This window comes from Nostoc punctiforme PCC 73102, from assembly GCF_000020025.1.
GTDB classification, from domain to species: Bacteria; Cyanobacteriota; Cyanobacteriia; order Cyanobacteriales; family Nostocaceae; genus Nostoc; species Nostoc punctiforme.
Genome location: NC_010628.1, coordinates 3,372,668 through 3,393,032, shown reverse-complemented (window position 1 = coordinate 3,393,032; position 20,365 = coordinate 3,372,668). Strand labels below are relative to the sequence as shown.

21 protein-coding genes and 1 tRNA gene are annotated in these 20,365 nt (G+C 40.6%); 10 read left to right on the top strand and 12 right to left on the bottom strand.

Annotated features, from left to right (window positions below; translation table 11 throughout):
• Positions 1 to 138: 138 nt before the first annotated feature.
• The 3 genes from NPUN_RS13810 to rbsK all read left to right on the top strand — a co-directional run bounded on the left by NPUN_RS13810 (position 139) and on the right by rbsK (position 4,442).
• Positions 139 to 1,812: a SulP family inorganic anion transporter gene (locus NPUN_RS13810; protein ID WP_012409265.1), complete on the top strand. Its 1,674-nt coding sequence runs from the start codon at positions 139 to 141 to the stop codon at positions 1,810 to 1,812.
• Between the two features lie 252 nt (positions 1,813 to 2,064).
• A complete protein-coding gene (locus tag NPUN_RS13805) occupies positions 2,065 to 3,372 on the top strand; it encodes an Nramp family divalent metal transporter (protein ID WP_012409264.1) in 1,308 nt (435 codons plus the stop codon).
• Positions 3,373 to 3,509: 137 nt separating this feature from the next.
• A complete protein-coding gene (rbsK, locus tag NPUN_RS13800; protein ID WP_012409263.1) occupies positions 3,510 to 4,442 on the top strand; it encodes a ribokinase in 933 nt (310 codons plus the stop codon).
• Positions 4,443 to 4,522: 80 nt separating this feature from the next.
• Here the strand turns inward: rbsK and NPUN_RS13795 are convergent, their stop codons facing one another.
• Both NPUN_RS13795 and NPUN_RS13790 read right to left on the bottom strand, forming a co-directional pair.
• Positions 4,523 to 5,473 carry a hypothetical protein gene (locus NPUN_RS13795; protein ID WP_012409262.1) on the bottom strand — a complete coding sequence of 317 codons (951 nt, stop codon included), beginning with the start codon at positions 5,471 to 5,473 and terminating at the stop codon, positions 4,523 to 4,525.
• Positions 5,474 to 5,521: 48 nt separating this feature from the next.
• Positions 5,522 to 7,006, bottom strand: a complete 1,485-nt coding sequence (locus NPUN_RS13790; RefSeq protein WP_012409261.1) for a galactose oxidase-like domain-containing protein — start codon at positions 7,004 to 7,006, stop codon at positions 5,522 to 5,524.
• Between the two features lie 598 nt (positions 7,007 to 7,604).
• On the opposite strand from NPUN_RS13790, the gene NPUN_RS13785 reads away from it, so the two are divergent.
• The 4 genes from NPUN_RS13785 to NPUN_RS13770 all read left to right on the top strand — a co-directional run bounded on the left by NPUN_RS13785 (position 7,605) and on the right by NPUN_RS13770 (position 11,352).
• On the top strand, positions 7,605 to 8,660 hold the full coding sequence (locus NPUN_RS13785; RefSeq protein WP_012409260.1) for a glutathione S-transferase family protein: 1,056 nt from the start codon (positions 7,605 to 7,607) through the stop codon (positions 8,658 to 8,660).
• A 212-nt stretch (positions 8,661 to 8,872) separates the two neighbouring features.
• Positions 8,873 to 9,757, top strand: a complete 885-nt coding sequence (locus NPUN_RS13780) for an aspartoacylase (RefSeq protein ID WP_012409259.1) — start codon at positions 8,873 to 8,875, stop codon at positions 9,755 to 9,757.
• Between the two features lie 222 nt (positions 9,758 to 9,979).
• Entirely contained in the window at positions 9,980 to 10,963 is a 984-nt protein-coding gene (locus NPUN_RS13775; protein ID WP_012409258.1) for a polysaccharide deacetylase family protein, read from the top strand.
• A gap of 149 nt (positions 10,964 to 11,112) precedes the next feature.
• Positions 11,113 to 11,352, top strand: a complete 240-nt coding sequence (locus tag NPUN_RS13770; protein ID WP_012409257.1) for a hypothetical protein — start codon at positions 11,113 to 11,115, stop codon at positions 11,350 to 11,352.
• A gap of 117 nt (positions 11,353 to 11,469) precedes the next feature.
• Here NPUN_RS13770 and NPUN_RS13765 read toward each other — a convergent pair whose 3' ends face one another.
• Positions 11,470 to 11,664, bottom strand: a complete 195-nt coding sequence (locus NPUN_RS13765) for a WYL domain-containing protein (protein WP_041565396.1) — start codon at positions 11,662 to 11,664, stop codon at positions 11,470 to 11,472.
• A 392-nt stretch (positions 11,665 to 12,056) separates the two neighbouring features.
• Positions 12,057 to 13,010, bottom strand: a complete 954-nt coding sequence (locus NPUN_RS13760; protein ID WP_012409256.1) for a hypothetical protein — start codon at positions 13,008 to 13,010, stop codon at positions 12,057 to 12,059.
• Between the two features lie 234 nt (positions 13,011 to 13,244).
• Here NPUN_RS13760 and NPUN_RS44110 point away from each other — a divergent pair, with 234 nt between their 5' ends.
• On the top strand, positions 13,245 to 13,367 hold the full coding sequence (locus NPUN_RS44110) for a hypothetical protein (protein WP_272913969.1): 123 nt from the start codon (positions 13,245 to 13,247) through the stop codon (positions 13,365 to 13,367).
• A gap of 304 nt (positions 13,368 to 13,671) precedes the next feature.
• Complete coding sequence (locus tag NPUN_RS13755) at positions 13,672 to 15,270, top strand: Hsp70 family protein (RefSeq protein ID WP_012409255.1); 1,599 nt, start codon at positions 13,672 to 13,674, stop codon at positions 15,268 to 15,270.
• A gap of 12 nt (positions 15,271 to 15,282) precedes the next feature.
• Here NPUN_RS13755 and NPUN_RS42735 read toward each other — a convergent pair whose 3' ends face one another.
• The 8 genes from NPUN_RS42735 to NPUN_RS13720 all read right to left on the bottom strand — a co-directional run bounded on the left by NPUN_RS42735 (position 15,283) and on the right by NPUN_RS13720 (position 19,598).
• Positions 15,283 to 15,474 carry a PIN domain-containing protein gene (locus tag NPUN_RS42735; protein WP_234711100.1) on the bottom strand — a complete coding sequence of 64 codons (192 nt, stop codon included), beginning with the start codon at positions 15,472 to 15,474 and terminating at the stop codon, positions 15,283 to 15,285.
• A gap of 81 nt (positions 15,475 to 15,555) precedes the next feature.
• On the bottom strand, positions 15,556 to 15,678 hold the full coding sequence (locus NPUN_RS44105; protein WP_272913968.1) for a PIN domain-containing protein: 123 nt from the start codon (positions 15,676 to 15,678) through the stop codon (positions 15,556 to 15,558).
• Entirely contained in the window at positions 15,662 to 15,952 is a 291-nt protein-coding gene (locus NPUN_RS13745; RefSeq protein ID WP_012409253.1) for a type II toxin-antitoxin system prevent-host-death family antitoxin, read from the bottom strand. The genes NPUN_RS44105 and NPUN_RS13745 overlap by 17 nt, the downstream gene beginning before the upstream one ends.
• Positions 15,953 to 16,082: 130 nt before the next feature.
• On the bottom strand, positions 16,083 to 16,646 hold the full coding sequence (locus NPUN_RS13740) for a Uma2 family endonuclease (protein WP_012409252.1): 564 nt from the start codon (positions 16,644 to 16,646) through the stop codon (positions 16,083 to 16,085).
• Positions 16,647 to 16,778: 132 nt separating this feature from the next.
• The gene (locus NPUN_RS13735) at positions 16,779 to 17,318 is read right to left on the bottom strand and encodes a L,D-transpeptidase (protein ID WP_012409251.1); all 540 of its coding nucleotides are present in this window, start codon (positions 17,316 to 17,318) and stop codon (positions 16,779 to 16,781) included.
• Positions 17,319 to 17,849: 531 nt separating this feature from the next.
• Positions 17,850 to 18,365 carry a L,D-transpeptidase gene (locus NPUN_RS13730; RefSeq protein ID WP_012409250.1) on the bottom strand — a complete coding sequence of 172 codons (516 nt, stop codon included), beginning with the start codon at positions 18,363 to 18,365 and terminating at the stop codon, positions 17,850 to 17,852.
• 112 nt (positions 18,366 to 18,477) lie between these two features.
• Complete coding sequence (locus tag NPUN_RS13725) at positions 18,478 to 19,110, bottom strand: bifunctional 4-hydroxy-2-oxoglutarate aldolase/2-dehydro-3-deoxy-phosphogluconate aldolase (RefSeq protein ID WP_012409249.1); 633 nt, start codon at positions 19,108 to 19,110, stop codon at positions 18,478 to 18,480.
• 415 nt (positions 19,111 to 19,525) lie between these two features.
• Positions 19,526 to 19,598 (bottom strand) — tRNA-Val (locus NPUN_RS13720).
• Positions 19,599 to 19,741: 143 nt separating this feature from the next.
• On the opposite strand from NPUN_RS13720, the gene NPUN_RS13715 reads away from it, so the two are divergent.
• Entirely contained in the window at positions 19,742 to 20,362 is a 621-nt protein-coding gene (locus NPUN_RS13715; protein WP_012409248.1) for a metal-binding protein, read from the top strand.
• The last annotated feature ends 3 nt before the right edge of the window (positions 20,363 to 20,365 follow it).

Genomic DNA, 20,365 nt, shown 5'->3' with positions numbered 1-20,365 from the left:
CTTTTTTCCGAGATGTCTATAATAAAGGGGCTTTTACCCGTGGCTTTTTAATATTTTGGGTATTATGCTTAATTTGCCACATATTATATCACATCTATGTGTGCAGCAAAAAATTGTCTATAAGAGTTCAAACTGAATATGGCAATCTCTAATATCCTCAAAGAACCACAGCTTTTACGTCTGAATCGCTGGTTTAGTGGACTGCGTGGCGATTTGACGGGTGGACTAACAGCAGCAGTGGTAGCATTGCCTTTGGCTTTAGCCTTTGCGGTAGCGAGTGGTGTAGAACCAAAGGCGGGACTTTATACCGCTATTGTAGCGGGAATTGTCGCGGCAATTTTTGGTGGTTCGCCAGTACAGATTACAGGGCCGACAGGTGCAATGGCTGTGGTTTTGGTGGGAATTGTCGCCAAGTACGGCCTTGAGAAAGTTTGGATTGCTGGGGTAATGGCTGGAATTATCCAGATTGCCTTGGGAGTTGCCAAACTTGGGCAGCTAGTGAAGTTTATTCCCTATCCAGTGACGGCAGGCTTTACCAATGGTATTGCCGTGATTATATTTTGTGGTCAATTAAATAATTTTTTTGGTTTACGAATACCACGTAGTGAACACTTTTTGCCGGGGCTTTGGCAAAGTTTAACTCATGTAGAAGCTCTAAATTGGGCTGCTGTTGGGTTAGCAACATTGGTAATGGCAGCCAACATTTTCTGGCCCAGGATTAATACGACAATACCGGGTTCTTTAGTGGGATTGGTGTTGGCAACGGGGATAGCAACTTATTTTCATCTGGATGTACCCACAATTGGCAGCATTCCGCAATCTTTACCAATGCCTCAAGGCATTCCCCACTGGAATGATTTTAGTGTGATTCGAGAACTGATTAATCCGGCTTTGGCTTTGGCTGCACTGGGAAGTATTGAATCGTTACTGTCGGCGGTAGTGGCTGATGGGATGACAGTGAGCGAAAAACACAATAGCGATCGCGAATTAATTGGTCAAGGATTGGCAAATATTATTATCCCATTTTTTGGCGGCATCCCGGCAACAGGTGCGATCGCTCGGACTGCTGTCAATGTCCGTTCGGGCGGCAAAACTCGACTATCTGGGGTAATTCACGGTGTTGCTTTAGCTATTATTGTTTTAACTTTAGCACCCCTAGCAGCACAGATTCCTTTAGCAGCACTTGCTGGCATTCTGATGGTAGTTAGTGTGCGGATGATTGAATGGGAAGCCATTGGTTTATTGATGCGTGCTACCTACTCTGACTTTGCGGTAATGATTCTCACCTGGCTAGTAACAATCTTGTTTGATTTAGTTCTCGCTGTAGAAGTAGGATTGATTGCAGCCGGAGCATTGTTCATCAAACGGATGAGCGATTTAAGTCTAGTTAAAATACCTGAAACCGAAGTATTTCCCCCTGGTACTCCTCTGGAATTAGGTAAGGAAATTGCCGTTTATCGCATAGATGGCCCCGTATTTTTTGGTGCTGCTGAACGCTTTGCTACCTTCCTCCGCGATGAACCGGAAGTGAAATATTTAATTCTCCGGCTGCGCTTTGTACCAAATATGGACACAACTGGATTAGTAGCTTTAGAGGATATTTACCACGACTTAGAACGGCACAATTGCCGCTTAATTCTCACAGGTTTACAACCCGAAGTCAAACAACTATTAGAACGAACAGGATTGTTAAAAACAATTGGATTATCAAATTGTTTTGAAACAACGACAGATGCAATTTGCTCTATCTCTCCTCAAATCCAAAGATGTTCTCAACCTGTCGCGGCTGATTTGAAGGAATTAAATGACTGAGAATATTTTGCTGTTAACAGAGCAAAATTGATGTTTGTAATGACAAGTAAAACCTAATACTTCAGGATTTACGCACTGAAAACCTGAAAGCTAGATACCCCCTAACTTATTAAAACCGTGAGTTAGGGGGTATATTCCCAGGCAAAATCTCGCTAACCCAAGTGATTTGTCCATACTTACCTAAAGGTTGATGTTTATTCTATATTTTATGAGAATATGAAAAGAATATGAGAAGATTTGACGGCACAGCAAATGACTCCCCCAGAAAACAAACCTAGCTTACCAGAGGTTCACCGTAGCATTGGAGTTCCTAACAGCAGCAGCTTTTGGCGCAAGATGATGGCTTATACAGGGCCAGGGTATCTGGTTTCAGTGGGATATATTGATCCTGGAAATTGGGCAACAGATATCGCTGGGGGTTCAAGGTTTGGGTACACTCTATTAACAGTGATCCTGCTGTCGAACCTGATGGCAATATTACTCCAATCACTCTGTGTACGTTTGGGAGTTGCTACAGGGCGAGATCTAGCACAGGCTTGTCGAGACTATTTCAGTCCAAAGGTTAGTTTTTGCTTGTGGGTACTGTGTGAAATTGCGATCGCAGCTTGTGATTTAGCAGAACTACTAGGAAGTGCGATCGCACTGCAACTTTTATTCGGTATTCCCTTAGTATGGGGTGTTTGCATCACAGCAGTGGATGTCCTACTATTGTTATTTTTGCAACATAAAGGCTTTCGCTATACAGAAGCCCTAGTAATAATGCTGGTAGGAACAGTAGGCATCTGTTTTACAGCTGAAATTCTGTTTTCTCGCCCTGATATGGGGGGAATTTTATTGGGATATCTGCCCAAGAAAGAGATTTTACAGAATCCAGAAATGCTCTACATTGCTATTGGTATTTTAGGGGCGACAGTGATGCCTCACAACTTATATTTACACTCCTCAATTGTACAAACCCGTAGTTGGCAGCCTAATACTGAAAAAAGATGGGAAGCAATTAAGTTTGGTACAATTGATTCAACTTTTGCTTTATCTTTAGCACTATTTATCAACTCAGCAATTTTAATTGTGTCTGCCGCAACATTTCATTTTTCTGGTAATCAGCATGTGGCAGAAATTCAAGACGCTTATAAATTACTTTCACCATTGTTAGGAGTTAGTGCTGCCAGTGCTATTTTTGGCATTGCTTTACTTGCTTCTGGACAAAGTTCAACGCTAACTGCAACTCTGGCAGGACAAATTGTTATGGAAGGCTTTTTACAATTTCGCTTTCCATCTTGGTTACGCCGTTTAATAACCCGTCTGATTGCAATCATTCCAGCGTTAATTACTATCATTATTTTTGGTGAAAATAGTACAAGCAGTCTGATAGTTCTCAGCCAAGTTATCCTCAGTTTACAGTTACCATTTGCAGTGATTCCATTGGTGATGTTTACGAGTAATCGCCGCTTGATGGGTGAGTTTGTAAATCCCTTGTGGTTGAAATCGTTGGCCTGGTTAGTTGCTATTGTTATCGTAGGTTTAAATATTTGGTTGCTATTACAAAGTATTTTGGGATGATTGTTATCAGCTAACAGTTAAGATGAAATAACAGATGTGTAGCGATTCAATGTCATGCTGCAATTGGAAAAAGTTAGACCTATAAACCGTAGCAATCGCTTGGACTATACGCTAAATGGCTTTAAAGATCAACAAAAATGAGCATTATCGTCTTTGGCAGCATAAATATAGACTTGGTAGCAACAACACCCCGATTGCCAGTCCCAGGAGAAACGTTGCTAGGAGAAGAATTTTTTAAAGTTTCGGGAGGTAAAGGAGCGAATCAAGCTGTAGCATTAGCAAAACTGGGAATTCCTACCCAAATGGTGGGGCGTGTCGGTGCAGACGATTTTGGTGTGGAACTTGTCAACAATTTGCAATCATCTGGTGTGCAGATTGATAATATTTTTGTGGATGAAACTGTTAGTTCTGGAGTTGCTATTATCGCCGTAAATCATGCTGGGGAAAATCAAATTATTGTAATTCCTGGTGCAAATGGGCGTGTCAATCAAGAAGATGTAGAACGATTGTCGCAGTTATTACCAGAAGCGACAGCACTGCTTTTACAATTAGAAATTCCAATTACTACCGTGATTGCAGCTGCTACAGCAGCAAGAAAAAGCAAAATCAGGGTAATTCTCGATCCAGCACCCGCACAATCTAATTTTCCAGATGAACTTTATCCATTAGTGGACATTATTACACCCAATGAAGTTGAAGCCGCGCAGCTAGTGGGTTTTCCTGTGGATGGAGAGGAACAAGCGGCAAAGGCTGCTGAAGTTTTATTACAACGGGGTGTGAAATGTGCGATTGTTAAACTTGGTGCTAAAGGTGTTTTTTGTGCCACTGCTGAGGAAAAGTTTTTTGTCCCCGTCTTTCCAGTTCATGCAGTTGACACAGTAGCAGCTGGCGATGCTTTTAATGGTGGCTTAACGGCGGCACTTTTTGCAGGATTTTCTTTACATCAAGCAGTTGTTTGGGGCGCAGCAGCAGGTGCTTTAGCGACGACAAAATCAGGCGCACAAACTTCACTACCCGATAGGTTTACATTTGATGCCTTTCTTAGGGAAAAGGCATCTGTCAGAGATTAAGTAAGTAAGCGTAAATAATTGTCGTTGAAATAAGGCAATAGGCAACAGGCAATAGGTATAAGGGTTTTAGCCAATCCCTTCTACCTACGAGCAATTGCAATCTGAGCAACGTCAAAGTCTTGTAGCCGAGTCATGTTTCCACTGTTCTTATCTACGCTATACACAGCATTAGGTGTTTCATACCTCATAGCTCCCAATGCAAGGAGTTGACCTGTTGCAGAGCAAACTAAGCTTTGTAAGCCATTATTCCATTCTTTACCATCAACTTTCAATTGTGCCAGTCTGATTGGCTTTTTTTGATTTGAATCTAGCTGCACCAAAGTTGTATCACCATGAAATCCAACTAAAGAAGTATAGAGTTTTCCATCTGGACACTCAGCTAGATTGCTAACCCGCTCATCGTTCGGGAATTTAATCTTATTAATAGAACTTATTTCTCCTGTTTGAAGGTTAATATCTACCAATAAAATTGGTGGTGTACCGTTCTTTTTACCTACTAGACCGATGAGTCGCCCATCATTAGTGCCTAGCAAACTCCCAAGCTGTTGATTCTGTTTAAGTCCTGAGACTATCAAAGTTTTTATAGGCGTACCCAAAAATGTAATCCGAGTAGGTGTTGCCAGTTTCTTGCTAATCGTAACAGGAGTAGTGGCTACAACAAGTGTGCCATCGCTTAAAGAAGTGAAGCCACTTATATTTAATATCTCACCAGGCTCTGCTAAAGGCGTACTATTTGCAAGTACCTGACTATTTCCTGTAGTTAAGGATTGCAAAACAAGTCCTACAGGCTTAATATCTGTGGATATATTGTTTGAGGCAGTGCTATCTAATTCAGTGGTGTTTCCCTCTGGAATAACCGCTTTGTCTGTGGTGATGATAGAACCAGAAGTTATACCGACAATATTATTTAAACTTGGATTTAAACTTGGTGTTTGCGCCAAGGCTTTGTTGGTTAAATAACTAAGCCCAGATACTACAGTTCCAGCAATTGCCAACTGGCCAAACTGCCGACGTGAGAGCTTGGAATTCATATTTCCCCTCCTAGAATTAATGACTTTTATTAAGTTAAATGGGTAAGGCTAAAATATTCGCGTCCAGGTTGCTACTGAAGGTGTCCCATTGCTGTCACTAATAAAAAGCATGTACCACCCTGGCGGCGCTATGTTTCGATTGTTTGTTACCGTGACATTCAGAGAAGTAGAGTTTCTAGAATTAATCGGCACATCGACTATCCTTTGTTCTGTATCGCAGGAATGAGTGGTTGCCATTGGTCTAATCAAACTAACCCATTTAATATTTCCAGCCTGGGGTGTCTGAATCGTAAATTGCAGTCCGTAGCTCAATGTTTGAGGAGCGCTCTGAATAATTGGTCGTGAACGCGACATATACGCAGGACTGTAAATTTCTAATCGCAGTTCATTGACAGTCCGTTGAGGGTTCCCCCCAGCTGCAACTACCCTACCATCTGGCAGCAGCAAGGCCACAGAGTGATATACACGGGGGACACTTTGTTTAGCTACTACTGTCCAGGTATTTGTGGCTGGATTGTAGATTTCTGCTGGCAGCATTGATTGTGTTGTGTCCTCACTCATTTTGCTACCATTACAAACAAACACTGTGCGATCGGGCAATAAAACAGCGCTGTGATGCATCCGAGCATAATTTAGAGACTTTGCTGCTACGTAAGTTGGATTAGTAGCTTTTAAATCTACAATATTTACCCTGTTTGTTGCTGTAGTACTATTACCCCCACCGATAATCATAACTTTTTGGTCTTGTGCAGGTGGTAAAAGCACGCTGGCACCTTGATTACCGAAATCTGGGTTTTGTAGTCCTGGCACAACTTTTTCTGCAATGCTTTGCGTAAATGTATCTGGCAGGGTTAGTATAGTTGGCGCTACTCCAGAATTGCCCATCTGAGCGCCTGAATAAAAAATTTTCCCACTACTCAATAGAAACAATTGCGCGTATGCCGGAAAGGGGCTAGTTATTGGAAAAGCATTCCAGCCATTTGAAAATGTAACAGAATAAATTTCTGGTTGTCTGTTTAGCTTGCCATCTTTATCCGGTCCAGACAGTGCAAAGATCCGACCGCTGCCTAGTGTTAACACAGTAGGATACCAGCGGCCATTATTCATTGATGGGATCTTGACCCATTTCTCGGTAATGGGATCAAACAGTAGAGCAGAGGGTGAACCATAAAATGGGTCATAGCGCAGAGTTCCACCTGCAACCATTAGCAGACCCTCAGAGCGGAAGGAGTGACCAGCGCAAAAAAGGTCAATAGGTTGATTATTACTATCTAATGGAGGTGCTTGATGGGTAAAGGTTCCCTTGTTTACATCCCAAACCACACTGTCATAGGGAGTATTTAACCGAGCCGGATCGTTACCTGAACCACAGAAAAAGAATATCTTACCAGTACGAAGAAGGGCGGCATGTATGGGTAGGATTGGGGCTTTGTACGACAATACTTGCCATTTATCTGTAGCAGTAGTCTGAGCGATGAAAGTCCCTAAATCTGGTTCCTCTAGAAGGTTATTTTTGTTGTTAGTTTGAGTCACTTTATTTACAATTCTTACTACGTAAATTTCATGTTTTCCTCTTTAAGTAATTTATTCCTAAACTTATATCCATAGAAAGACTTCTTTATACTTATTAATGATATTAAGATCCGATATTATTATTAATAAGCTAAAGTAAAATTTATTTAGTCAATAGTAATTGTGCTGTAAATCATCTATGCCATTTAGTATTAAATTAATCCCTGTACTGGGTTATGGGAGAAAGGGTGTATGATATCGTAATCTATATCACATAAACATTTCCGGGCTTGGCGCTAGATATCGCTGGCTTAAAAGTTGTGTTTCTAAAATAAATTTATGAATAGGTTTTAAATACTATTACTTCTTAACACTAAACTTGAAATTTATGGTCTGATGTGATACAAGGCACGTTAGGTAAAAAATCAAAATATCGCTAAATCCTCATTAAGCCTTTTAGTCAATTAAGTGGCAATTTATTACAGCAGATACAGATATTAAAGTCTGGAAAGTAAGCAACTTTTTAAAAAAGCAATACCTCTTTGGTTATAGATGTAGCAAAACGATCGCAAGTTTGATACGATTAGCTTGTAAGAATTCCCAAAGCAAGATTGTCATCATGAGCAACTCGACTCCGATGGATGACGAAAAAAATCTCCCCAAGAAAAAGGGGAGGACACTCCCTCCGAAGCTCATCATCTGGCTGGGAAAGTTTGTCTGGACGACTATGTGGCAAATAATGATGTCAAAGCTTGCTCCTAGCAATCAGTCGGGAGCATATATTCGTCCTAATAGCCAGTTTCGTAAGTTCATTGGTACCGAAGAAGGAAATCCACACCCACCAGCAGCAGGACGCTATAGACTCTATGTTGGGTTGGGTTGTCCTTGGGCGCATCGAACCCTGGTTGTGCGATCGCTCAAAAAACTCGAAGCGGTAATATCAGTATGTATTGTCTCTCCTTCTCCCATTGAAGGCGGTTGGATATTCAACGAAGAAGAAGAAGGTTGTCGTACACTAGCTGAATTTTATCAACTGGCAGAACCTGGTTACAGTGGGCGCTCTACAGTTCCAATTTTATGGGACAACCAAACAAAAACTATTGTTAATAATGAGAGTTCAGAGATTATTGTCATGCTGAACTCGGAATTTAACGAGTTCGCCAACAATCCCACACTGAATCTTTACCCAGAAGCACTCAAAGAGAAAATTGACTGGTGGAATGAGAAAATTTATCACGCAGTAAATAACGGTGTGTATCGCTGCGGTTTTGCCCAAACCCAAGAAGCGTACAATCAAGCTTGTAATGAACTGTTTGGGACTCTCGATGAGATTGACATTGCATTGCAAACTAGTCGATATTTGTGTGGAGACAATCTCACGCTTGCAGATGTCCGTTTATTCACGACGTTGTTTAGGTTTGATAGTGCCTACTACGGGTTGTTTAAGTGCAATAGGCAGCGAATTCGAGACTATCACAACTTGGGAGCTTACTTAAGGGATCTATATCAGCTTCCTGGTGTAGCTGACACCTGCGATGTCGAGAGTGTGAAACGAGACTACTACGGGAACCTATTCCCACTCAACCCCGGTGGGATTATTCCTGATGGGCCTGATATGTCTTATCTTTATGAACCATCTGGGCGCGATCGCATCGGCACGCTGAATGCTTCATAATGTACATTGAAAAAGAGGCAGGGAAGGACGGAGGAAGAGAGCAGGGAGCAGGGGAGCAGGGGGAAAGAAACAAGCAAGCAAGTGTATTTCGAGCTATTTGAATAGTAAAAATTACTAAATATTTCTCTTTTCTCCCTCATCTCCCTCATCTCCCCCTGCTCCCTTCCCTCTACCTCTTAATTGAGAGGCTGCATTCTGGAGTTGGTGTAATTGTGAACCAAATTAATCGAGTTGCAATTGTTGGTGGAACTCATGGCAATGAGTTTACTGGGGCCTATTTAATCGAAAAATTTGCTCAATTTCCCGACTTGATTACTAGACAAAGTTTTGAGACAGTTACTCTGTTAGCAAATCCTAACGCTTTTGCAGCAGGGAGGCGATATGTAGAGAAGGATTTAAATCGCTGTTTTCTCAAGCAAGATTTACAAAATCCAACTCTTAACAGTTACGAAGAATTGCAAGCTAAATCAATTCAAAACACTTTAGGATCAAACAGAAATAAACAAGCAGATTTTATCCTAGACTTGCACAGCAGCACAGCTAACATGGGTCTGACAATTATTTTGGTAAACAGTCATCCATTAAATTTGCAATTGGCTGCTTATCTCAGTCAGATTAGCCCTTTGGTGAGGATTTATCGCTGCTCTTTTAAATCTATTACAGAAAATCCATTTGTAAATTCCCTGTGCGAATTAGGATTTGCGATCGAGGTTGGCCCTATTGCCCAAGGTATCTTAAAAGCGACGTTGTTCCAACAAACAGAAGAACTTGTTTATGCGGTTCTCGACTATCTAGAACAGTTTAATCAAGGTAAAATTGCATCAACTAATGAAACGTTGATTCTCTATGACCATTTATCAGTTGTGGACTATCCAAAACAACAGGATGGCAAAATCTTTGCGATGATTCATCCAGAGCTTCAGGACAAGGATTACCAAGCCTTGAACCCAGGAGACCCAATGTTTATAACCTTTGATAATAAAACAATTGTTTATGAGGGTGCATCTACCGTTTGGCCGATTTTTATTAACGAGGCAGCTTACTACGAAAAGGGAATTGCAATGTGTTTGACTCAGAAGCAGCAAATCAATATCTAGGATGTTGAAAATTTTTTGTATAATCGCTTTTTATTGAAACTAATGATATAAATTGAGCATCATAATCTAGAAAATATGCCGATCTAATTTATAATCTTTGTAGCTGGTGCGATGTCTAATAGCGGGTCGTAGTAACTTCTAAGGAATCAAGTTGCAGGTTATTAAATCTGTCTTCCTAAAACTTAATTTACGCTTAAAATTATCCAAATACTTAAACTCATAATGAAAACGAAGTTACGAGGAAACAAACCAATAGCCAGTCTTTCTTTAGACTTGGATAATGTTTGGTCTTTTCTAAAAAATCAGGGCGCTCCTGGTTGGGAGACTTTTCCCTCTTACTTAGATATTGCAGTCCCTCGTTTCTTAGATATTTTTCAGCAGTGGAATGTGACAATCACAGTCTTCATTGTGGGTCAGGATGCCGCCTTGGAAAAGAACACTAAGGCTTTACAAGCGATCGCTAACGCTGGTCACGAAATAGGTAATCATTCATTCTACCATGATCCTTGGCTACATCTATATTCAGAGGATGAAATTGAACAAGAAGTGGCGTTAGCCGAACAACATATCAAGCGCGTTACCCATCAACATCCTATCGGCTTTCGGGGGCCTGGATACAGTTTTTCGCCTGCGGTATTGAAAGTCTTAGCACGACGGGGATACGAATATGATGCTTCAACTTTTCCCACATTTTTGGGGCCCATAGCACGAGCTTATTATTTAATGACCTGTAAACTGAGCAAGGAAGAACGCAAGAAACGCGAAGCCTTGTTTGGCGGTTTCAAAGACGGTTTGCAGCCTTTAAAACCTTACCAGTGGAAGATGGGTAAGGATAAATTGACTGAAATTCCCGTAACCACCATGCCAATTTTCAAGGTGCCAATTCACTTCAGTTACATAATGTATATAAGTACATTTTCTTCGGAAGCTGCGTTACTCTACCTGCGAATTGCCCTATGGCTGTGTAAACTTACACATGTCCAGCCTTCTTTGCTATTCCATCCTACAGACTTTGTAAGTCAAGAGGATGTGCCAGAGTTATCATTCTTCCCTGGAATGAGTCTCCCCACCTACAAGAAGCTGGCAATAGTGAACAAAAGTTTGGAAATTATATCCAGTCAGTTCAATGTTGTGACTGTTGGGCAACATGCCAAATCCGTAGCCGATGCCCATAAAATACCAGTATTAGTGCCTCAGAAGAGGTAAAAATATAATTTATGTGATTTGTATCTTTGAAATGCAGGTAAAATCGACTTTGACCTATTTTAGTTTTGAAACCAGCTGACATTTGCTAGCAAGAATGTGTAAAGTAATTGAAAGTAAATTACTATCTCTAATCTTTAGCACATCTATCTATGGTTAGAAAAACTCAACGCCTTTTGCTGCTAGTTATTTCCTGTAGTATAACTGGTGTAATTTTGGGAGGTACTGCTGCTTGGGCAGAAAGTAATCTCTGCTTAGAAGACAGTAAGGTTACAAGCGACTGTCTAACTCAAGACCCAATCCAAAAAACTATCCAAGGAATGAGTACCGGATTGTTAGCTGGGGCTGGGGCCGCTTGCGGTGCAGCATGGCAGTTACGGCATGAAGATTGAGCGTGAACTACTACTAACCCGGAACTCCGGGTTAGATTAGGTTTTTGTACTAATTAGCCAGTGCCTCTACTTTTACTTTCCCCCAGCATTAAAGTCATGTGGGTCAATTATCTTAATTTATATGGCTTTGGAAGAATACCAATCTATTAATGCATGAGCAAATTTTTGGTGTTGTTCAGCTAGATGTTGAGGATAGATGAACTGAGCATTGCCCATGAAGCGGTATACCCAGCGACAAAATTCCTCCAGCGATCGCTCAGGAAGTTTAACAATATAATCTACGTAAGTAGTTTTGCTATGTGTCTTATTCATAAATCTGGGTTAATCGCCTGGATTGGTGAACGAAATAATCAGCTTTTTGGTCACTTACGTTGTTTTATTGACATTAGCTAGTAATCTCAAAATTTTCAACGCTCTGTTGGTTTCTGTGTGACTGAGGCAGTTGGATTTAGACTTGAAGCGATCACACAATTCTGTAGCGTGGGGTTTGTCAGCTGGTGGGGCATATAAAAAAACCTACAACCGCGTGTGAAGGCGATGTAGGTCTTGAGCTTAATGATGTGTCGCATTTTGAAATCTTTTAGATTGTATGGAGGGATGTGTTATGGATTAAACAATTGAGGGGGATATCTATGTAATGCTGGGGTTAGAGTTCAGGGATAGATTATGAAGACTAGCGTTTCCAAAAACTATATTTATTTACCTCAAGGCTTATTAGCAAACTCCCATTCTTCTACCGCATAATCTGCTAGCTCCTTGTAGCATCTACCTATATAAATGTCACCATTACTTAATTTCTGACTTTCCCGTAATGTTGCTATAAATGGCTTATTTTTACTACGCCAAGTAATATTTGATTTGTTAATTATATTTGTAATTGGGCTTTCTTTATAACCTCCCCAACACCATTTTATTGAACGTTCTAGCTTTATCCCATCCCATTTTCCTAATTGAGGTTTTTTATTTAAAAGATTACTTAACAGAGATTTAATTATTAACTGTGTATATGTTTTAGTACCGTGTAATTTGATAATTGTATTAAAACCTAGATTGTTTTTTTGGTAATCGGCATAAGCAGATATTATGTTTTCTTTACCTTTTTTGCTGACTGCGTTATTATTTAAAATTTGATTTATAAATTGAGAAAAAGTTATATTAGGATCTTGAATTAAAGGTAAAATGTCTTGAAGCTGCCGTAAGTAAATTTCTTCACTTTTTGACATACTTCTTCCTTCGTTATCTGCAATAATTAATTCAATAATATCCAAAAAATCATTGACTCTTCTCATTTCTACCTGAACTTCAAAATGATATTTATCTTTATTCCATTTTTCCATTAAGTTCAGTAATGCAGTTACTCTATGCCTGCCTCCTATTATGTAATTGTTTCGTATAGGATTATCATCGTCATTATCTTCTTCTCTTTCAATTTCTACGTATGCAATACTAGGTAATCTGAAAAATTTATTATGTTTTTTCAAACTGTTCATAATATCCAGTAATCTTTTAGAATCTTCTTCAATAAGAGCTTGATTAAAAGTTTTTTCAGTTCTTTCAAAAGCTTTTTCCAGTTTATCTGCTGTCATTATTCCTATATATGGTTCATAACCTTTTTCATAGCTTATCCAGCTTTCTTGATTTTGAGAAAAACTACTCATGATTTTTTCCTTCTAATTTTATTTACAGAAAACTCTGAGGTTAGAGTACCCAATAGATAGTTAAAAAGCGATCACCCGTCTTGGAAAAGAATAGTGATCGCTCTTAAACTCACCGAATGTCGCCACCTGCATGATAAGATTTTGACGACTTTTCCCTAATCTAGGTCCAGCAATTGTTACTAATTGGGTGTCAAATGGTTGTAGGCTGCGGATCATAGGGTCTTTATAGACCCTATGAAAATAAATTGGCACGGGCGCGCCAAAGTTCTAACGCAGTCAGAGATACAGTTAATTTTCAGTAACGGATTAGACAATGACCGCGATCGCAACGAGAAAACCGCAGGCATCGCAGACTAACTATTTAGCATTGAGCCAAGATGGATGTATTTCTTAATTGATAGTTATTCGTAATAACTTTTAAGTGGCGCGTTTTTCAATGGAGTAATAGGGATTGTAGCGCGGTAGACTGTCCAAAAGAAGGCTTTCTGACAAGCCAATTGTCTAACTGTGCTAACACTTCGTTGCAACGGACTGAATCGATATCTGGCTTGGGATGCAAAAAAGCAAGCCTATGGACGCATTTGCATTCTTGGTAACTTATAGAGAATAATCACAAAGAAAGCAGCTTTAGCCTCTTCGTGCGAGATAATAAATATAAAATATGGCGATCGCAATCGATTTTGGTACTAGCAACACAGTCATTGCTCGTTGGAACCCCGTAACCCAACAGCCAGAAACCCTTACTCTACCAGGTTTATCAATTAAACAAAGTCTCAATCCGCCACTGATTCCCAGCTTGGTTTACGTTGAAGACGCAAGCCAGAATCAAGTCTTAGTCGGGCAACAAGTACGCGATCAGGGTCTTGACCTCAAAGGCGAAACTAGATTTTTCCGCAGTTTCAAACGCGGTATTGGTGCAGATATCCAAGGATTCTTACCCGAATTAGATGGGCAAATTGTCACCTTTGAACAAGTAGGACAATGGTTCCTCACCAAAGTAATTGAAGAACTAGCACCCCTACAAGGTGGGTTAGATTCTCTCGTGTTAACCGTACCCGTAGACAGCTTTGAAGCTTATCGTCACTGGTTGGGAAACGTTTGCCAATCCCTTCCCGTCGAACAGGTGCGAATGCTGGATGAACCCACAGCCGCAGCCTTGGGTTATGGTTTAGCAGATCAAGAAATTCTCTTGGTAATTGACTTCGGCGGCGGTACTTTAGATTTGTCCCTTGTCCGGTTGGATCAAGGCGTGCAAGCAACTACAAAGCCGTTGGGATTTCTCCTCAAGTGGGGGAATAAGTCTCTGGCTGAAGATTCAAAACAAAAAGTTAAAACTGCCCGTGTCCTGGCGAAAGCTGGGCAAAATTTAGGCGGTACTGATATTGATAATTGGTTGGTAGATTACTTTGCCAAAACTCAAGAGTTGGCGGTAAGTCCCTTGACAACACGATTGGCAGAACGGGTAAAAATTCAGCTATCAACTCAAAACCAAGCTAGTGAAGTTTATTTTGATGATGAAACATTTGAAAGCTATGAATTGGAATTAAACCGGGATACTTTTGATAATATCCTCAAAGAACACGCATTTTTTGAGTTATTGGATGAATCGATGACGACACTGTTGCAGCAAGCAAGACGGCAAGGGATAGAACTTCCTGATATTAATGCCGTTTTGTTAGTTGGTGGAACCGTGCAATTACCAGCAGTGCAGACATGGATAAAACAGTATTTTGAGCCAGAAAAAATCCGTTGCGAACGTCCATTTGAAGCGATCGCTCAAGGTGCATTACAGTTAGCACAAGGGATACAAATCAAAGACTTTCTGTATCACAGCTATGGTATCCGCTACTGGGATCGCCGCAATCAGCGTCACAAATGGCATTCTCTGATTAAAGCTGGACAGGCATATCCAATGAGTCAGCCAGTGGAATTAGTCTTAGGTGCTTCTTTGGAAAATCAACCTAGTATTGAATTGATTATGGGAGAATTGGGAGCAGATACGGGTAGTACCGAAGTTTATTTTGATGGCGATCGCTTAATTACTCGCCGTCTGGATAATAATGAAACCAGCGTTAAACCCCTCAACGACCAAGAAGGTGCAAGAACAATTGCCCAACTGACACCAGCCGGATATCCTGGAAGCGATCGCATAAAAATTCTCTTTCTAGTTGATGAGCAACGCTTTTTACGAATTACCGTTGAAGATTTGTTAACAAATGACACGCTTTTGGAAAATCAACTTGTGGCACAGTTGAGTTAAACTATTGCGCGTTTAACTAAAAGGATTTAAAAGTGGGATACCGCAGCCATCAAAATCCCGGATGTTGCGCGTTACTAAAGTCAATTGATGAATTTGAGCAGTAGCAGCAATCATCATATCTGCTTGGGTATGTGTTTTCCCACTTAATCTTAGTTGACCTCGCAATTCACCGGAGCGCTTGGCAATTTCAATCGTGATAGGCAATACTTGACAGTTATTTTCTAAAAAGCTCTCGAAGCATATTTGAATTATAGGGTTGGGCTTGAATGTCAATCCGTAAAATATTTATTCAACGGCGATCGCACTCAAAACTATAGAAGAAACTCTTTCTGCCCATTTCTGTACACCAGAGTTAGGTTGGAGTCTTACTAATTCGCTGATAATGTTAGTGTCACAGAGAAAAGTCATCGATGGCATCAGCGAAAGGGTTAAGACGGTCTTGGCGGGAGGGGACTTCGAGGATATAATCTTCTTCAACAACTATCTGGCGTAGTTCTTTGAAAACATCAGCTAGAGAAATATTTTCGCCCTGCTTGCGCCACGCCAAAAATTCCTCAAACATTCCAGCTTCAACAACAACAGCCACCAGTTCATTGCGATTGTAGATGAGTTGCGGTTCTTTAGTTACAGCATGAATTAGTTCGGAGAACCTCTGTTTCGCTTCTGCAATTTTCCAGTTCATTCTCCTACCTCTTTTATTCAGGATAGTGTCTATTATAGACATGATTTATGTCTATAATTTGGTATTTGCTATAGAGCGATGTCCACGACGAGCTACGCCTACGCTTCTTCTAATTCGAGGCGAGTTATTTCTAACTATCCATCTTTAACCATCCAAAAACTTGATTGACGGTTAGTGCAAGTTGAATTTCTGGTAATACACGCAAAAAATCTTCTCCCTGGAGTAATACTGGTTGTTGGCCCGAACAGAAAACCAAAATTGAGCGATCTGTTGGATCAATTAACCACCCTAATCGGCAACCATGTTGTAAGCAGTAAAGAATGTTGCCAATTACTCGATTTGAACTCTGTTCTGGAGAGAGTATTTCAATTGTCCAATCTGGCCACAACAAAAAATCGTTGGGAACTTCCCCATCAACATCAAATGGAATTCGTGACCAGTTAAAAACCGCTACATCAGGGACAATTGAGCGGATATCAAAGCTACAACGCAACTCTGGAAATGCATAAGCAATTTTTTGGCTTTCTGCTACTTCGTTAATAGTATTGCAGAGTCTTAGCTGCAATCGACTATGCTTCCCTTTCGGCATTGGCTTAGGAATAATCTCACCGTTAATATATTCACTTGCAGGCTTTGTTTCTGGGAGATTCAGAAACTCATCCAGGGTAAGTAGTTTAGTAGTTGGGTAGCTCATAGCTCCTAAATACTTCGGAGATGTGTTCTTAGTTTAGCAATATGTATAGACAGGTGCTTAACTGCGTGAACGCACCCATCCATACATCAAATGCAGAATTGCAACTCTTAATTACGAATTACCAATTAACAATTATTTCCGCACCACTACTAAAGTCCCATAGCTAGCCCAATTGTAAACATTGCGTGCTTGCTTAACAGGTAAATTTACGCAACCGTGGCTGACTGGAGTGCCAAAACGATTATGCCAGTAAGCGCCGTGGATGGCGTAGCCTCTGTAAAAATACATTGTGTAAGGAACATCAGGAATATTGTAGCCCCTGCCTCGCATCCGGTGAGTGCGATACTTAGAATTAATCCGAAATCTACCTATGGGTGTGGGAGTTGATCGCTTCCCTCCAGAAATACGGTATGAATAAACAAGTTTTTTGCCTTCCCATGCACGTAACCGTTGTTCTGACAAGTCAATTTCAATCCAGCGAGGTTGGGATGTTTGGCTGATATCAGACTCAGTGATGCCATTTTCATCCACTGACGCAGCGATCGCTGTAGTAGAATGGCGATCGCCTGCTAACGGTGCTGACCAAGAAAATAAAGCCACCACCATCAGCGCCACACCTGTACAAAAAGTTTTGGAAGAACGAATCCCACCACTACGAATCCAGGATTGCATTATGCCTCACCTTCTAAAGTACGCAAAAATCATGAAGTGAAGTAATTTTCTGGAAACTACAATTTTCCAGGGTCATTACTAATTTGCTGTGAAGGATTTACGCAATTCATCCGCTAATGCTTTTCGAAACCAGTTCTAAACTAATCCGCATCTAATTAGTTATTGGTCATTTGTCACTCATTAATGACTAATAACAACTTTTACAAAAAAAATCTGTAATTTAAATGCGTCAATGCAAATTTTCCCGGAATTAATATTTGCATTTGTAGTTTCACACAGTAATTGTCAGGATTTACGCTTATTTCTTTGGGGCAAACTGGATAATACCAAATTTAGGAAAGGATTTTTAGTCCTAAATACCAAATCTAAAATCTAAAATTGGTATGGATTCCCTCTTATATATTTTATTTCAAATTCAGTAATTCCGACTCCGAAGATTCCCAGCAAGATTTTATGCTGGGAATCACTTAATTGTCTTGATTTTTTGTTATTTATGATTTTACCTAAATTGCCTTCTGACTGCTTCACCTACTATTTCTGGATGACTATCGGTGTCCCTACTGATGCCCACTGAAATAGCCATTTTGCATGTTTGGGTGCGATATTCACACAGCCGTGGCTTACTGGAGTGCCAAATCTCTTATGCCAATAAGCTCCGTGAATAGCATAATTCCCTTCATAAAACATCGCATAAGGAACGTTGGGAACATTATAGTTTTCTCCCTGCATTCGCGTAGTTTTGAACTTAGATTGAACCTTAAAAGTACCAACAAGAGTGGGAGTAGCTTTTTTACCAGAGGAAATAGCACTTCCATAAACTACTCTGTCACCTTCCCAAGCTATTAATCGTTGCTTTGAAAGGTCAATTTGAATCCAGCGCCGATCTGATTGTTGTAATGTCTCGATTGTTTGGGCAATTACTTGATCTTTGGAATTTGCCCAAACTTGACTCGTTCCAGTAGTAGTAAAAACACTTAAAGACAGTGCTGTACCAGTAAGGAGTATTTTTAAGCGATGCACCCAGTCAAGATAAATCAGTTTTTTCATTTTAGATACACTCACACTCAAATCATGAAGTCTTGAGAAACTTATTAGGTTTCACTTTTATTCCCTATCTATTACTTTAATAGACGTGAATATTTGATAATTTGATTCTAATTTAACCTAACTGTTGTATAAGGTTTTTTGCCCTAGATGCGATCGCTTGCCAATTTCCCTCTGTGACAAGCTTTTTGGGAAATAATTCACCGCTCAAACCGACAGCGATCGCTCCGGCTTGCAAAAATTCTTTAGCATTTTCCAGAGTGACACCGCCTGTAGGAATTAAGGGAATCTGATTTAGTGGCCCTTGCAAACTTTTAATGTAATCAGCTCCTCCCACTGCTTGTACGGGGAACACTTTTACACAACTAGCGCCCTGACTCCAAGCGGTAACAATTTCTGTAGGAGTCAAAGCTCCTGGGATAATAGGTATATCTTTTTCTTGTGCTGCTTGAATCATTGCTGAGTCAACGTGGGGTGTGAAGAGAAATTGCGCCCCAGATGCGATCGCTTCTTGTAGCTGTTGCACATTGAATAATGTACCAGTGCCAATAGTACAAGCGGGTAATTCTGAGCGTAGTTGACTGATTAATTCTCCAGCGCGATCGCTATTCCAGGTAATCTCAATCAGCTGCATTCCCCCAGATGCTACAGCCATTGCCATTTCCTCTCCCACTTCGATTTTAGGGGCGCGGATGACTGCGATCGCACGATGTTTTTGTAATTGTGATAACCAAATTTCATTAGGCATTTTGACTGGGAATTAGGGATTAGGGAATGGGGACATTCCAGATGTGTTGGCGCGACAGCGTAACGCACCTGTTATCTGTAGGCGGCGTATTAGGCTTAACTCCGTAACTACTGAATAATTTATTTTCTGGAAGTCCCATCAGTCCAATACAGACCTAACCCTATCTGCAAGAGCAAGTACTCTCTATTCTGAAGATATGCAAGATGGGTTAATAGTAAGTAAATTGGCACAATAAAATCAAACTATCTAAATAAAAATGACCTAGGCTAAAACCCTTATACTTATTGCCTATTGCTTATTGCCTTATCCCAACAATAATTATTTACGCCCACTTACTTAGCTAATTAAGAATTGTGAATCGTTTAAAAAAGGCTAGAAACTGCATCTAAGCTGTCTCTAGCCTTAATTCAATTAATGGGCAGTACCAGACTCGAACTGATGACATCCTGCTTGTAAGGCAGGCGCTCTACCAACTGAGCTAACCGCCCGTTTGACCAATCCTTAACTAATATAGCAGAAGATTTTGCATTGCGCTAGTAGTTTTGGGAAAATCTTTTTTTCTCTTATACTGGCTCAGTATTAAGTTACTCAGCACGGGCTAAAAGCCCCGCTATCGCTAACAGGATTCAGGATGCCCTCTGGTCGGACGCACGATCGCATTACTATGTATGCTCTGCCGTTGGTGGCGGGCATTACTTTCTGGCAGACTCGCAGTAGCAATGCGACTTTGTTGGTTGCAGGCGGGTTTCTATTTGGAGGGCTGATGTTTGGCCCTGATTTGGATATTTACTCTGTGCAATTTCAACGCTGGGGTTTCTTGCGTTGGATTTGGCTACCTTATCAAAAAAGTCTGCGGCATCGTTCTTTTTTATCCCACGGGCCGATTATTGGCACGATTCTGCGGATACTTTATCTAGGGTGTTTGCTAGCTATCTTGGCAATTTTAGTTTTGGCAATTGCCGAAAAATTATGGAATCTGAGTTTTACTTGGCAAGATTTGGGACAAACTGTGGGGCGATCGCTCCTGCAATATGATACTGAATATATCGCCCTGTTTTTAGGGTTGGAACTTGGTGCAATGAGCCATTCTCTCAGCGATTGGAGTGGTTCGGCATACAAGCGCGTGCGAAAGCAAGGGGTTCGAGGGTTGCTTCCTAGTGGCAAAATGAAGAAGCGGAAAGTTACAAGTCGCGGTACTCGTCGAGCTACAGTTACCAGAAAGAGCAACGGCAAAACGACAAAGGACAAATGACAA